Here is a 13,948-nt window from a genome sequence, read left to right as displayed (position 1 = left end):
TCGGGAGATGTTGATCCGCCCTTTTCGTGGCCTTCTTTCGGTGACTGCCAGCCGCTGGTCATTCGCTGAATGGCGCCGTGGGTCTGATCGCGGCCGATCCTTACGGGGGTGGCTGAACCCATGAACCGTCGCTCTAGCGGAGCTATACAAAGGGGTCATCGAGCACCTGGCTCGACTCGTGATACTCACGGGAACGCGTCGGGCAATCGCGAAGGGATTCAGGATGGGCACGGCTGCGCTTCTGGTGGATTTTGAGAACTACTATGTCGGAGGACAGAAAGCGCGCGAATCAGACAAGGCCGCGCTCGCGGCATTCCCGGAGGTCGTCGAAGAGGACATGCAAAGCCTTCTCGACTATACGAAGGAGCTTGTCAACGAATCCGATCTGAGAATTGTTCGAGCTTACGCAGATTTCATCCCGCCTGCTGGGTCGAAAAAGGGAGTTGCCATTGGTGTCCGTGATCAACTCAATGCAATCGGATTCGAGACGCTCGATGTGCCTGGGAAGGAACACAAGAACTCCGCCGAGAATCAACTGATCGTTGATGCGATCGAGCTTCAATTACTGAACGCTGAAATTGAGACCTTCGTGCTCGCCGGCAGTGATGGTGACTTGAGGCCACTTGTGATTGCTCTCAAGAAGCGAGGAGCGCGAGTTGTCGTCGTGGGTTTTGGCAATGCGAAGCTGTCGTACCGTGCGGTTGCAGATCAGTTTCTCTACCTCGAAGAGCTGAAGGATGTCGAGAGACTTCGTCGTTCCCTCTTGATGCGTGAAAAAAAGGATGAACTCGCGAAACATACAGAGGCGATCGCGAAGCGAATTAGGGAAGTTCTTTCCACCGCATCGGAAGTGCGCCTCGGAGTTGTCGTTCAACTTTTGGAAACAGTCCACCCCGTTGACTTCGCGTCCTTCGGCTACACGAGTGCGGAACAGTATTTTCGGGACCAGGGGACGGGACTCGGCACTTTGATTCGTCGCCGCGGTCGGGACTACTATCTGACTCGTCGGCAAGATGGCTCTTCGCAGGCGGATGCAGATGCTGAGAATCTTGCCCGCGACTACATGGCGATTCTGACGCGAAAATCCGGAGCGAATAGCAATCACAGACGCCCGGTATGGGTGGGCGTAGAGGATTGGGAGGAGATTACGAGGTGGGTTTTTGAAGAGATTCATCACGCCGCATCCTTCGGTGACTTCACAAGCCTCGCTACGATTCGAGCTCTTTGGGATGTCAGGAGCGAAAATGACATCTTGATCGATAAGGTGATCGTCGACGACGTCATCTTTCAGATCCGCGATTCGCAATGTCTGCAGGTCGCAGCAGGTCCACACGAGGGAAAGCCTGCGACTCACGAAAACCAGAAGGTCGTGTTGTCGGAGACAACGCCTTCTTTGGGGGCGTTTCGATTCGCCGTTCAGGTCCACATGTTTAGAAAGCTAGAACGTGAACTGGAGGAGAGCAGTAAGCCGCCTGCTCGTTTGGAGGGACTACTCGTAATGTTCACGGGGAAGGTTGGATCGTGGGAAGCCTCAGAATATCAGTTTGTTGAAACGATCATGAAGGAAGGGCGAGGCTAGTCGCTCTCACATTCCCGCCCGTGAATGCCTCCCGGTATGGGGGAGTGGCTGCAGCCAGGCTGCTTGCCACATCCCCTAGTCGATGTGACTTCAGGCGCTCTTCGGGGACAACTGGTCCTCGTAGTCGGAGCCTTGTTCAGCCGAAGGGCGCATGCATGTCTCGAATCGTCTTCCACCCTGCGGGAGCGGTGTCGAGTAGCGACGACCTGGTACGAACGTGATGGACTCGTGAAACGTCGCCAAATCGCGAAATTGGCCCATCGACCTTGCCCAGTCCGCCATCGCGCGATGCGTCGAGTCTTCGTAGGCAAGAAGCTCGACCGACCAACCGATCTGGTACATGCGCTCAAGAAGCGCGAAGAAGCCGCGACCACGTCCGTATCCTGCGCCGTCTGCCGTCAAGAGCACGACCGTTCCAGGCGTTCGTTCGAATGAGCACCACTGCAGTTCTGAGGCAAGGGTGACGTCGACACCGACCTCACGTCCGGTGACCAACCCGCGCTCGAGAAAGATCGCCTGAAACCCAGATCGTTCATAGATGGATTGAATCGGCGACTTTGAGCCAATTTTTGATCCGACTGCCACGCCATAGGTCAGCATGCGCCCTGCAGTGGCGAGCCTCACCAAGTTGGGGATGTCCAGCCGCAGATTCTCAGGTCTTGGGTCTCCGATTTGGCGGGAGTGATTCTGAGCGGTGATGAGGATGTTGCTGTGGTCGATTCCGACAATCAGAGGGCCGGGAATCGCCATCCCGGAGCTGCGTACGGCCTGAAGGCTCTGGTTCATATTGCTCATTGGTAGATCTCCTCGTGACGTTCGTTGTTTGCGGACTCTGGGATTGACGCCGATCGCGCCGGAAAGGGTGGAGGGCCCGACTCGGACTGGTTGCCCCAAGTCGTCCAGCCATCTCGTTTCGAGCGGGCGAAAAGTTCGAGCCGCGGCGGGCTCGAGACGCGCTCGATGAGCTCCGAAACGAGCGCGGGTTTGCGGCTGTGAGCCGTGTGCGTGTTTCGGAGCATCGTGAACACCCATTTCGCTCCAACGTGAACACTCGTTTCGGTCGATCGTGAACACCGATTTCGGTGATCGTGAACAGCCATTTCGGGATCGTGAACACCCGTTTCGGCCATCGTGAACACCCATTTCGGTGATCGTGAACGCTGGGCTACCCCCTCAGGCTCACACGAGCACGGGGGTGGGCCAGGGAGCCCGTCGACGCTGGACAGTTCGCTCGCCATCGCCTCCACGAGGAGGAGAGATGGCGGGTCGGAGACTGTCGATGCGACGATTGCGAGAGATCCTGAGGCAGAAGTGGGCGCTCGGGCGGAGCCACCGCGAGGTGGCGGGAAGCCTGGGCGTGAGCTTGGGCGCGGTCTCGGCCGCGCTGTCCCGAGCCCGGGCGGCGGGACTCGAGTCCTGGGAGGCCGTGCTGCCGCTCGGCGAGGTCGAGCTCGAGCACCGGCTCTACCGCCAGGCCCTGGGCGGATCCCCGGCTCGCCCGCTGCCCGACTGGTCGGAGGTCCACACGGAGCTCGGCCAGAAGGGCGTCACGCTCCAGCTCCTCCACCACGAGTACCGGGAGCGCCACCCCGACGGCTACGCCTATACGCAGTTCTGTGACTACTACCGCCGCTGGCTGGGCCAGCAGAAGCGCTCCATGCGCCAACGCCATCGGGCGGGAGAAAAACTCTTCATCGACTACTCGGGAAAGAAGCCCAGCGTCGTCGACCCGACCAGCGGCGAGGTGCGCGAGGTCGAGCTCTTCGTCGCGACCCTCGGCGCCTCGAACTACACCTACGCGGAGGCCACCGAGAGTCAGAAGTCGGCCGACTTCATCGCCTCGCACGTGCGCGCCTTCGAGTACTTCGGCGGCGTGACCGAGCTGCTCGTGCCCGATCAGCTGAAGAGCGGCGTGACGCGCGCCTGTCGCTACGAGCCCGGTCTGCAGCGCACCTACGAGGAGATGGCCGAGCACTACGGCACGACGGCGATGCCGGCCCGGCCTCGCAAGCCGAAGGACAAGGCCAAGGTCGAGGTGGCCGTCCAGATCGTCCAGCGCTGGATCCTCGCACGGATCCGCCACGAGACGTTCTTCTCCCTGGCCGTGCTCAACACGCGGATCCGCGAGCGGCTCGACGAGCTCAACGCCCGGCCCATGCGGAGCTACCGCGCCAGTCGTCGGGAGCTGTTCGAGAAGCTCGACCGGCCCGCCCTGCGCCCGCTTCCGTCCACCCGCTTCGTCTTCGCCGAGTGGAAGCACGCGAAGGTGAACATCGACTACCACGTCGAGCTGGAGGGCCACTACTACTCGGTTCCCCACGCTCTGGTCGGAGAGGCCGTGGAGCTGCGGTTCACGGCCGGGACGCTCGAGGTCTACTTCCGGGGCGAACGGGTGGCGTCTCACACCCGCCACGGCCCCGAGCATCGGATCCCGGGCCGTCACTCGACCAAGCCCTCGCACATGCCCAAGGCGCACCAGAAGCATCTCGAGTGGACGCCGACGCGGCTCATCCACTGGGGCGAGAGCGTGGGCGAGGCGACGGGGGCGCTGGTCGCGGCCATCCTGGCCGACCGACCCCATCCCGAGCAGGGCTACCGCTCCTGCATGGGGATCCTGCGCCTCGCCAAGCAGTACGGCAACGATCGGCTGGAGGCCGCCTGCGCACGTGCTCTGCGCGTACATGCCCGCTCCTATCAACACGTCGAGTCGATCCTGAAGCACGGACTCGATCGCGTGGTCGAGTCCGACGCCGCGACGACGACGTCGCAACCCCGTCTTCCGCTGCACGCGAACGTGCGCGGGAGCGACTACTACGAGTCTCATGAACCCAGCCAACACGAACCCAACCAAGGAGAACTGACCGATGCTCAATGAACCGACGATGGAGAAGCTGCGCGCGATGCGGCTCGGGACGCTGGCCGACTCATGGCTCGAACAACAAGGGGACGCCGACGTGCAGGCGCTCGGGTTCGACGAGCGGATGGCGCTGCTGGTCGACGCCGAGTGGCTGGACCGGGAGAACAAGAAGCTGGCGCGGAACCTGAAGCAGGCGAAGCTCAGGCTCTCTCAGGCGACGGTCGAGGATCTCGACTACTCGGGCCGTCGGAAGCTCGAGAAGTCGGTGATCCGTCAGCTGGCGACGTGCCAGTGGATCGACGCTCATCAGAACGTCGTCGTCACGGGAGCGACCGGCGTGGGCAAGACCTACGTCGCTTGCGCCCTGGCACAGCAGGCGCTGCGGCGAGGCTACAAGGCGCTCTATCGCCGCGTGCCGCGGCTCTTCGACGAGCTGGCACTCGCGCACGCCGACGGCACGTATCCGCGCTTGCTGGCGAAGCTCGCCAAGGTCGACGTGCTGGTGCTCGACGACTGGGGTCTCGTGCCGCTGGGCCAGAGCGAGCGGCGCGACCTGCTCGAGATCATCGAGGATCGCTACGGCGCCCGGTCGACGATCCTGACCAGCCAGCTGCCGATCGAGGCCTGGCACGACCACGTCGGCGAGGCCACGATCGCCGACGCCATCTGCGATCGGCTGCTCCACAACGCCCACCGGATCGCTCTCGAGGGCGATTCTCGACGAAAGGCGACGAAGACGCGAAGCTAAACCCCATTCAGCGTCGACCCGCTCCGTTCACGATCGCCGAAACGGCTGTTCACGATGGAGCGAAATGACCGTTCACGATCGCCGAAATGCGCACCGTGCGAGGCGCTTCGACCCAGCTCATGCAATCACGTTCGAGGAAGGGGAGTTTTCCGCGAACGCCGAGGAGCAGGAACTCATGGGAAACGCGCCAATAGTTTCCGGTCCCCATCTGGGGTTTCACCCAGACGAAACAGCTCTTGTACTCGAACCCCCACGCTTCAATGATCTCCCGGGCTGCGAACAGGAAGGCGTTCGTCGTCCAGAGGTGGAGGTGGCTGCGAGCGTGCGCGAGATCTGAAATCGGAAGACGCTTGATTTCGTCGATGCTGAGCGTGGGGTAGTGATTGTTCGCCGCGCCGCGGCTTCCGCCGTTATCGTACGCCCAGGGCGGGTCCGCGTAGATTGTCCGAAACGAACCCGAATGAGTCGCGACCAGCGACTCGAGATTCTGGGCCGATTCGGTCACGACTTCGTCGGTTTCGAGCGCCGCTACTTCCTCGCGGAGCGCGATCGACCGGGCAAGACGCTGAGCATCGTTCGATGTGATCTCGTCGCCGCGCGCTTTCTTGCTGCGGACGTGTTCCTCGAACGCTTCACGCGGGATCGAAGCGATTCGTTGCCATCGGTGAGACTGGCTTCGGTTGATGCCCTCGGGAAGCGATGTTTCACGCTGCGACTTTGGCGAACCGCCTCGGCGCACCCGCGCTTTGAGGAGTTCGCCGAGGCGCCGTTCGGCATAGAGCTTGAGCTCGGCTGCTCGGTTCTGCGCCTCGAGGGTTGACTGTTGCTGGCGGAGAAAGATTCGGATCGACTCCGCCTTGTCTCTCAGGAGCTGCACTTCCGGAATCGAGGAAGCTCTCTCGAGCGCGCTCTTCGCCTGGTCGATTTCGACCAGGCGGTCTTCTTCGTGATCGGGGTGCGAGCAGTCGGGTTGATCCATCGCCGATCATCTTGCCCGATTCCAGATCGCTCGTCTTCATGCCTAACAATGTCCGGGACTCGAGATGACTCGTCCGGCATCTTGGGTTGGACCTCAATAGATTTCCAGGAAGAGTAAAAGCGAAAGCAAGATAAAGGTGTGACTCACTTCGTTCGCACGTGCTTGGTTTTGCTCAGCATTTTCTGACTCACGCGCTGCGTTGACTCGGCGCTAACTCCCGAGCTTCATTTGGCCCGTCGATCGCGCCGCCGTCGTCGCGTACGGTGGCGCGATGCGAACGCATTCCATTCGAGTTGGTTGTGTATTGGTCCTGGCCCTACTGCTGGTCGGCGCGGAATACTTTCAAGCGTTTCCACTGCGAGTCGCCACCGGTGACAGCCTGCCGAAAGGGCTTTACTGGACAACTGAGCTTTCGCTCACGCGTGGCAGCATCGTTCTTGTATGCCTGCCGATCGAAACCGCGACGCTCGGCCGTGTCCGTGGCTATCTGAAGTCGGGAAGCTGTCCAGGGGGCGCTCGGCCCATCGGGAAGCCGGTTGGTGCGATAGCCGGCGACTTTATCTCGCTGGGGGACGGTGGGATTCGCGTCAATGGCGTTTGGATTTCAGACCACGACCCCTCTGAAGCGGATGCACAGGGCCGGCGTCTCGCGCCCATCCCGGACGGCGTCTACGAGGTAGCGAGTGGTGAGGTTTGGTTGATCAGCAACCATCACCCGCGCAGCTGGGATTCGCGCTACTTCGGGCCGGTGGCGATTGATATGGTGTTGGGGGAGCTTCGACCACTCTGGAGTTTCCCCGCGCTCGGTTCGGCGAGGCCTCTGCGATGAGCGAGGACGAGCTTCGCGTACGGCCGGGGAAGATTCGCGGTGAACGCGGACGGCATCCTCGTGCTTCGCGACGCTTTCAGTTCAGCCGACGACTTGGATTGCCGGGGTCATCCTTTGTGCCCAGCGCGGCGGCGCCTTTTCTGCAGCGCAGCGTGGTCAAGGTGGCCTACGTCCCGAATCGGGCGGACAAGGTTTGGGCTGCACATGGTCGATATCTCGAGCGCGAAGGAGCGCAGCGAGAAGGCGCGCGAGGTGTCGGGTTCGATTCCGAAACTGAAGAACGCGCGCTGGCTTCCGCTCTCCGGGATTGGCAGGAGGAGGGCGATTCGCTCTTCTGGAAGCTCATCGTATCCCCCGAACAAGCGCATCGAATGGACCTCCGCCTGCATGCGCGAAACTTGATGGAACGGGTGTCGGTTGATCTCGGAACGCGCCTTGATTGGGTGGCGATCGAGCATCAGAACACGGATAACTCTCATGTTCACATCATGCTCCGCGGGCGCAAAGAAGACGGCACGACGCTCGAGATCGATCCCGAATACATCAAGCATGGGTTCCGAGGTCGAAGCATCGAGATCGCGACCAACGAGCTCGGATATCGCACCGAGCGGGAACACCGGGAGACGCTGTCACGAGAAGTGACGGCACTCCGCAGGACGTCGATTGACCGGGCCTTGGTGAACAAGTCGAATGCTTTGGGCGACGTGCGTATCGCGTACCTGCCACCGGCGGATTCGAGCCTGGCTGCGCAGCGCCGATTCGAGCTGGGTCGCTTGCAGCATCTTCGCGACCTCGGCTTGGCGCAGAAGCGAAGTGCGTTCACGTGGCGGCTTGAATCCGGATTCGACGACCTACTTCGTGAGCTGCAGCAGGCCGGCGACATCGCGAAGCGAGTCGCTCAACACGCTCCTCATATGCGCACTCCTGTCACGGATCTGAGAAGGTTCAAGCCCGCCGAAGGACTGTTCGTGACGGGTCGATTGATTGGAACGGGTCTCGAGAGCGACCTCTACGGACGGAGCTATGTCCTTCTCGAGGGAGAGAACGGCGTCGTTCACTACGCGCAACAGACCCGCCGCATCCGAGAGGCGCGGGAGCGTGGGCAGCTTCGATTGGGGCAGACGGTCACCCTCGAGTCGGTTCCCTACGAGCGTCGCGGCGTGGAGCGTTATGGCGTGGCGGTCTGGAGGTCGGACCTCCCCGATCTACGCGAGCTTGCCTACCACCAAGAGCGTCGGATGGCCCATGGCTTCCGTGCGCTCTTTGAGCATTTGCTTCTCGTCGATGAGGGCCAGAACGCGCGCCGGGCGGTCGCGACGGGCTGGCATGAGGCCCTCAAAGCGCTGGCAGAACTCGAAGCGCCGGAGATTCGTACGATGGATTCACTCGAGCGCTTTGAAACGCCATCCGGCAAGCCCGTGCGGATTGCCGATCCCGTGGAGGGGCGCCTGCAGAGAGGGCGATTCGTCGGCTACGCGACGAGCGCCTCTGCAGAGCAGTTGGCGGTCGTCGACAACGGGCGGGAGCTCGTCGGGCTCGCGACGACGACGGCAAATTTGGCGGTCGGCGCCCAGGTGCAAGCCACCGCAGTGCGCGACCGAAACCGATTGGTTTGGCGCGTCGACGACCTCGAGCGACTGCAGGCAATCGACCGAGACCGCGAGGGCGGCGCGTGACGAGTGGCGCCATCTATCACCTTCCGAAAGGGGGGCGCAATCGTGCGGCCGGCGTGTCACTGGGCGCTGTATCCATGTCGGTTGCGATCGTCGTCCTGTCTTGTTGGGCGACGACCCAGTGGGCTGCATGGCGCCTTGGGTTCGCCGAGGCACTTGGCCCACCGTGGATAGGGCTCGTCTACCCGCCTTGGGGCTACTTCGTGTGGGCAATTCGCTTTCGCGATGTGGCTGAGACGGCACACATCTGGGAAGTGGGGCACTGGGCGATCGCGATTCCTTCCCATCTTGCGATCCTCGGGGCCATTGGGTTCTCGGTATGGCGCGCGCGGCAGATTGGCGGGCGAAGCGATCTCTATGGTTCCGCCCGCTTCGCGACGAAGGCGGAGATCGAGGAGGCCGGGCTTCTCGGCCACGACTCCGGCGTCTATGTGGGCGCATTGGGTGAAGGAGCGCGCACGTTCTACCTCCGCGACGATGGGCCCTCCCATTGCCTTGCATTCGCTCCCACGCGGAGTGGAAAGGGCGTCGGGCTCGTCCTTCCGACCTTGCTCGGAGGGTGGGTGGAGAGCGCGATCATTCACGACATGAAGGGCGAGAACTACGCGCAGACCGCGGCTTGGCGACGCGAGATGCTCGGCCACCGGGTGCTGCGATTCGACCCGACGGCGCCCGAGGGAAACGAGGGACCCGATTGGGCCCGGTACAACCCGCTCGAAGAGGTGCGGCTAGGCCCGCTCGAGGTTCGGGACGCCCAGAACGTCGCCGCGATCATCATGGATACCGGCGACGGAAGCGACGACACGGGCGTTCATTGGACGGAGACCGGCGCCGATTTCCTCACGTCTCTGACTCTGCACGTTCTCTATTCGCAGCCGCAGGCCACTCTCCGCGCTTGCCTCGATCTCGTTTCGCTCCCGGGCGTTCCGATCGAGACGATTTGCAACGAGATGATCGATACGGCTCATGACCCGAGCGGCGCCTGGAAGTGGCGTTCCCCCTCAAAGGGTGAGCCTACGAGAACGCATCCGACGGTTTCGGCCGGGGCCCAGGCGTTGCTGAACAAGAGCCCGAACGAGCGGTCGAGCGTCGTTTCGACGGTGCGACGAGCGCTTCGGCTATTCGCGGATCCGGTCGTGGCTCGGAGCACGGAGGCATCCGATTTTCGGATCACAGACCTCGTCGCCGCGGAGACGCCGACGTCGCTCTATCTAACGATTGCGCCCGCTGACCTGAGGCGAACACGGGTGCTGATGCGAGTGCTCCTGCAACAGGTGCTGCACCGTCTGACGGAGAAACTTGAAGCCGTCCGTGAAGGGGAGGGCGGGCGTAGAAGACTTCTGCTCATGCTGGATGAGTTCACGGCGCTCGGTCGGCTCCACTTCCTTCATGATGCGCTCGGCTACATCGCCGGATACGGCATCAAGGCCTACATCGTGGTTCAGGACCTTGAACAGCTCCGTGCCCTCTATGGACGCGATGAGGCCATCTCCGCGAACTGTGATGTGCGGGTTGCCTTTCGGCCGAACAAGCTCGAGACGGCCCGGGTGCTGTCGGAGATGACGGGGCAGACGACGGTTCACAAGGAGACGAGGACCTACACCGGAAGTCGACTGTCGCCATGGTTGGGGCACGTGATTGCGGCGGAGCAGGAGACGCAGCGTGCGCTTCTAACTTCCGACGAGATCATGCGTCTCGGCGACGACGCGGCGTTGATTTTCGCGCCGGGCCTGCGTCCAATCCTGGGAGCGAAGATCCGGTACTACGAGGATCCGACGTTCTCGCAGCGTGCCGGGGAGACCTCGGCCGGCGACGGCACCGTTCTCGGCCCGCCGAGCAGCTAGAGGTCGATGCCATGCCACCTGCAGATGCGCTCCGCCGTGCCGGAGGAGGTGACGACGAGACTGACCTTGCCCCTGAAGAGTTCGGTTGCCAGGTAGTCGATCGTTGCCGCGTTTCCGAATCCTCCGCCGAGAAGGAAAATCTGATCAGCGGCTCCCACGCCGGATGTGTGGGCAGAGATGAAATACTTCTCCAGCTCCTCAAGCGCCTGAATCACTTCCTTGGGCGGCGATTCGGCGTGACGGAAACCATGGCGATTCGGGACGTAGAACGGCACTGCGATGATATTGGCGATGGGGCAGTAGCCGTGATCACGACCGAAGGGATCCTTGAGCGAGGAAAGCCACGATACGACGAGCTGAAGAAGTTCTCGCGCTTGATCGGGGATCTCCTTCGGAAGTTCGATCCCCGTGAAGAAGGGGAGTTCAAGCGCTCCGAACCGGGAAGCCACGATCGACGTCGAAGATCGATTGCCCTTCCCGAAATCAGCGAATGCGCGCGGAGTTGGAGAAAGTCGCGCGCCGTCGCGCGCGTTCTCGACGAAAAGCGGTGCCAGGACACGACGAAGCTCTACGTTGGAATCGAACGCCGAGGCGAACGTCGATGCTGCACTGTCCGACCCCAACAGCGCCGGTACGCCGTCAATCCAAATGGCGTCTCCTTCGAGCGACCCACCAAAGGAATAGACTCGTTGCCCCGGCCAACGTTCGGGAGGCGCCAGACTCTCGAGGCGGCGCGCAAAGGAACGAACAGCGCGTCCGCCGCCGAGTCCCCAGTCACCGGGTTTGACTCGGCTGAACTCGCGGTGGGCGCGGTCTGCGAGGTATTTGGCAAGCGCGTGTCCGAGCTTCCGCTGGAGGCTGTAGTAGGCGTCCTGAGAGATGAGCGTGAGATCCGAGCAGTCGAGCACGATTGCGTCATCGATGTTGAGGGCGGCTCGAAGCGACTTTTCCAATTCGGGGCGTTGGTCCGGGAGCTGCAACGACTGGCGACGCCTGGGTTCGACGACGACAAGCCCCTCTTGGATCGCGAATTTCACGCCTCGCTTGACGGTATCGACAGCCACCGGCTGATCGTTTCCGTCGCCCTTCCGAAGCTCCGTGAGCATGTCCGCCGTCATTTTGGCCGTTCGAATCACACTTCGAGAGCCGCCTGTATCGGGGCTGTAGACAAACTTGGCGGCTGCGATGCACTCGTCGAGACTGAGTTCACGAGGCTTCCCTATGGGCTTGCCGGTGGCGGCTGTCTCCTGTTGCTTGCTCATGTTGAGTCCTTGGTGTCGTCGTGGGGGGGAACGGTCCACGTCGCATCTGCAGCGCGCCGCGAGTGAAGTGCGCATATTCATGAACGAAGTGCGCTCGATATAGAAATATCACGCATTATTTATTTTAGTGCGCACAATATCTTAAAAAGTGCACATTTAGAGTCGGATTGAGTCTTCCTCCTCGTTCATATTCGAGGTCGTAAGGAGGCTCAATCATGTCTGATTTCAACTCAACCACACGCTACCAAGTCTATTGCCCGCGGGGAATGAGCGACGACTTGGAGGCCTACGTCCATAGGAATGGTCTCACCTTCGCCGAAGCGCTCCGTCGTGCGATTCGTCTACTGCTCAAGGCGGGCGACGGGAGCGAGGCAAACGCCGCGCTGGGAAACATCGAACAGCGAATCGTGACGGAGCTCAGCCAGCACCGAGACCGTCAGAGCGAGGAGCACGAAGACATCCGACGCCTGATCTGCCAGGCCCTGGGGCTCGACTAGGCCCTCGGCGGTCAGGTCTGCCCGATGGCTTCACGAGACTCCCAGAATCGCGAGACGACGCGCCGTCGACTCGAATCCCAGGTCAGCGAGGGGCTTGCCCACCTCATCGCTGCCTTGGATTCGGAGTCGGCTGGCGACGTGATCGCGAATGGCGACGGTAATCATGTCCTGATTCGGGGGACCGGTTGGCGTCGGTTCGGCGAGCGGTCGTCGGACGCCTCGCGCGAGCGCACGCTCAAGTCGATCGCTTCTCTGCTCGGGGAGTCGCTCACACAGGAAGAACCCGCGCTTGCCGGGAAGATCGAGCACCTGGGAATTCGGGTTCAAGGCGCGATTCCGCCCCTCAGCCCAAGCCCCGAAATCGCATTGCGACGTCCGCCCGAGAAGGTCTTCTCGCTCGATGACTTCGATTGTCGCGGATTCGAAGACGCGCTCCGGAGCGCGCTTCTTCATCGCAAGAATATTCTCATCGTGGGCTCGACGGGATCTGGCAAGACCCGTTTCGCAGAAGTCCAGATCAACATCCTTGGCGAGTACTTCCCTGAAGCTCACCTTCTTCTGCTCGAAGACGCAAGCGAGATTCGCTCGCGCTTCGCGCTCACGAGCGCCCGTCGCGTGGTCCCCCCTTCCACGCTTCGGGCGCTCGTGTTTCAGGGCATGCGCCTGAACCCGACCTTCATCGTCATCGGTGAGGTGCGAGGTCCCGAGGCCTACGACCTGCTGAAGGCATGGTCCACGGGCCATCCCGGCGGCGTCACGACGATTCATGCGAGCTCAGCGCGCGGCGCACTCACGCGCCTCGAACAGCTCGTGCTCGAGGCCGGCGTTCCCTCTCAAAACGCGCTGATCGGTGAGGTCGTAGACCTGGTCGTTCATCTCGTTCGCGAGGGAGACGTCCCGGCGATCAACGAAGTCATCTACGTGCAGGGCTGGGACAACTCGACCCAGACGTACGTCGTACAGCCGCTTTCTGCCGAAAGCCGCATCGGTCCAGACGGGCCCGAGGAGTAGACCATGCCCCGACTTGCCATTCTCATGCTGCCGCTCGCGGTGATCGTCGTTTCGGCGACTCCGGCTCATGCCTCGACACTCGTGACAGGGCTTCCCTGGGAAGCTGTGCTGACGCTGATCCTCGAATCGATCACGGGGCCGGTCGCACGCGTCGTCAGCGCCGTCGCCGTAGTTGTGACCGGACTGACGTGGATGATGGGGGAGCACGGGCGCGGGGCCCGTCACTTGTTTGGCGTCGCGTTCGGCGTTTCTCTCGCGCTCGGCGCGCTCAGCTTCCTCGAGGCGCTTGGCTTCGATACGGCGACGTTCTGATGAGCGAGGAACGGCGCGCAGAGGAGCGATCGCTTAGACGAATCCCGATTCATCGCTCGCTTGTCCGCCCGGTGCTTTACGCCGGCTGCGAGCGTGAATCAATCGGCACACTGGCCATCGTCTGTTTCGCGACGGCAGTGGGGACCGGCTTCACGGGCTACGCGCTGATCACCGTCGGCGGACTCTTTCTCGTCGGCCTGTTGGCCCTCCAACGCCTTTCTCGCCACGACGCTGACATCCGCCTCGTGCTCGTCCGGTACTTCTGGTTTGACGCTGAATATGCACACGCCTCGGAAGACGATGCCGAGCCGCGCCCCATTCACCCGTCGGTTCCCACTTCCGACTAGCGGAGAGCGT

Annotated in this window: 14 protein-coding genes; 10 read left to right on the top strand and 4 right to left on the bottom strand. The window is 62.1% G+C overall.

All coding sequences use genetic code 11. From position 1 onward, the window contains the following. Window positions 1-223 precede the first annotated feature (223 nt). A complete protein-coding gene (locus NXI30_15850) occupies window positions 224-1,579 on the top strand; it encodes an NYN domain-containing protein (protein ID MCR9095695.1) in 1,356 nt (451 codons plus the stop codon). Between the two features lie 90 nt (window positions 1,580-1,669). Here the strand turns inward: NXI30_15850 and NXI30_15845 are convergent, their stop codons facing one another. After that, on the bottom strand, window positions 1,670-2,374 hold the full coding sequence (locus tag NXI30_15845) for a hypothetical protein (protein ID MCR9095694.1): 705 nt from the start codon (window positions 2,372-2,374) through the stop codon (window positions 1,670-1,672). Beyond that, a complete protein-coding gene (locus tag NXI30_15840; GenBank protein ID MCR9095693.1) occupies window positions 2,371-2,679 on the bottom strand; it encodes an S-adenosylmethionine-binding domain-containing protein in 309 nt (102 codons plus the stop codon). Before NXI30_15840 ends, NXI30_15845 begins: the two co-directional genes overlap by 4 nt. A 158-nt stretch (window positions 2,680-2,837) precedes the next feature. On the opposite strand from NXI30_15840, the gene istA reads away from it, so the two are divergent. Then, window positions 2,838-4,454, top strand: coding sequence for an IS21 family transposase (istA, locus tag NXI30_15835; GenBank protein MCR9095692.1), 1,617 nt, complete (start codon window positions 2,838-2,840; stop codon window positions 4,452-4,454). After that, complete coding sequence (gene istB / locus NXI30_15830) at window positions 4,444-5,184, top strand: IS21-like element helper ATPase IstB (protein MCR9095691.1); 741 nt, start codon at window positions 4,444-4,446, stop codon at window positions 5,182-5,184. The genes istA and istB overlap by 11 nt, the downstream gene beginning before the upstream one ends. 49 nt (window positions 5,185-5,233) lie before the next feature. Here istB and NXI30_15825 read toward each other — a convergent pair whose 3' ends face one another. Continuing rightward, window positions 5,234-6,163: an MT-A70 family methyltransferase gene (locus tag NXI30_15825; protein MCR9095690.1), complete on the bottom strand. Its 930-nt coding sequence runs from the start codon at window positions 6,161-6,163 to the stop codon at window positions 5,234-5,236. A 271-nt stretch (window positions 6,164-6,434) separates the two neighbouring features. On the opposite strand from NXI30_15825, the gene traF reads away from it, so the two are divergent. The 3 genes from traF (at window position 6,435) to NXI30_15810 (ending at window position 10,509) form a co-directional block, all read left to right on the top strand. Further along, window positions 6,435-6,992 carry a conjugative transfer signal peptidase TraF gene (gene traF, locus NXI30_15820; GenBank protein ID MCR9095689.1) on the top strand — a complete coding sequence of 186 codons (558 nt, stop codon included), beginning with the start codon at window positions 6,435-6,437 and terminating at the stop codon, window positions 6,990-6,992. Then, a complete protein-coding gene (locus tag NXI30_15815) occupies window positions 6,989-8,668 on the top strand; it encodes a DUF3363 domain-containing protein (GenBank protein ID MCR9095688.1) in 1,680 nt (559 codons plus the stop codon). Before traF ends, NXI30_15815 begins: the two co-directional genes overlap by 4 nt. Window positions 8,669-8,742: 74 nt before the next feature. After that, window positions 8,743-10,509, top strand: a complete 1,767-nt coding sequence (locus tag NXI30_15810; protein ID MCR9095687.1) for a type IV secretory system conjugative DNA transfer family protein — start codon at window positions 8,743-8,745, stop codon at window positions 10,507-10,509. On the opposite strand, the gene NXI30_15805 is transcribed toward NXI30_15810, so the two are convergent. Next, complete coding sequence (locus NXI30_15805) at window positions 10,506-11,771, bottom strand: hypothetical protein (protein MCR9095686.1); 1,266 nt, start codon at window positions 11,769-11,771, stop codon at window positions 10,506-10,508. The genes NXI30_15810 and NXI30_15805 overlap by 4 nt on opposite strands. A gap of 266 nt (window positions 11,772-12,037) precedes the next feature. Between NXI30_15805 and NXI30_15800 the strand changes: the two genes are divergently transcribed. Genes NXI30_15800 through NXI30_15785 form a run of 4 tightly spaced genes read left to right on the top strand, consistent with a single transcriptional unit; the run spans window position 12,038 to window position 13,938 of the window. Next, window positions 12,038-12,268: a hypothetical protein gene (locus tag NXI30_15800; GenBank protein MCR9095685.1), complete on the top strand. Its 231-nt coding sequence runs from the start codon at window positions 12,038-12,040 to the stop codon at window positions 12,266-12,268. A 24-nt stretch (window positions 12,269-12,292) separates the two neighbouring features. Then, on the top strand, window positions 12,293-13,279 hold the full coding sequence (locus tag NXI30_15795) for an ATPase, T2SS/T4P/T4SS family (protein ID MCR9095684.1): 987 nt from the start codon (window positions 12,293-12,295) through the stop codon (window positions 13,277-13,279). Between the two features lie 3 nt (window positions 13,280-13,282). Beyond that, window positions 13,283-13,591: a TrbC/VirB2 family protein gene (locus NXI30_15790; protein ID MCR9095683.1), complete on the top strand. Its 309-nt coding sequence runs from the start codon at window positions 13,283-13,285 to the stop codon at window positions 13,589-13,591. Next, complete coding sequence (locus NXI30_15785) at window positions 13,591-13,938, top strand: VirB3 family type IV secretion system protein (GenBank protein ID MCR9095682.1); 348 nt, start codon at window positions 13,591-13,593, stop codon at window positions 13,936-13,938. The genes NXI30_15790 and NXI30_15785 overlap by 1 nt, the downstream gene beginning before the upstream one ends. Window positions 13,939-13,948: the final 10 nt, after the last annotated feature.

This window comes from bacterium, from assembly GCA_024742285.1.
GTDB lineage: Bacteria > Myxococcota_A > UBA9160 > UBA9160 > UBA4427 > UBA4427.
Note: the sequence above shows the minus strand (reverse complement) of the source record. Positions and strands in the feature narration are given on the sequence as shown.